The sequence below is a fragment of the Heliobacterium chlorum genome, assembly GCF_014502795.1.
GTDB classification, from domain to species: Bacteria; Bacillota; Desulfitobacteriia; order Heliobacteriales; family Heliobacteriaceae; genus Heliobacterium; species Heliobacterium chlorum.
In genome coordinates this window covers 1-371 of record NZ_JACVHF010000191.1, presented here as the reverse complement: position 1 = coordinate 371, position 371 = coordinate 1, and the positions used below count along the sequence as shown (strand labels likewise).

Below are 371 nucleotides of genomic sequence, written 5' to 3'. Positions count from 1 at the left end.
CGCAGTGAAGAGGCCCAGGCGACTGTTTAGCAAAAACACAGGTCCCTGCCAAACCGAAAGGTGACGTATAGGGGCTGACGCCTGCCCGGTGCTGGAAGGTTAAGGGGAGGAGTGAGAGCTCTGAACCGAAGCCCCAGTAAACGGCGGCCGTAACTATAACGGTCCTAAGGTAGCGAAATTCCTTGTCGGGTAAGTTCCGACCCGCACGAAAGGCGTAACGATCTGGGCACTGTCTCAACGAGGGACTCGGTGAAATTGATATACCCGTGAAGAAGCGGGTTACTTGCGATAGGACAGAAAGACCCCGTAGAGCTTTACTGTAGCCTGACATTGGATTTTGGTGTGTTTTGTACAGGATAGGTGGGAGACGT

At 53.4% G+C, this 371-nt stretch carries 1 rRNA gene; it reads left to right on the top strand.

Annotated features, from left to right (window positions below):
• Window positions 1–371, top strand: a 23S ribosomal RNA gene (locus H1S01_RS20940); the annotation flags it as partial.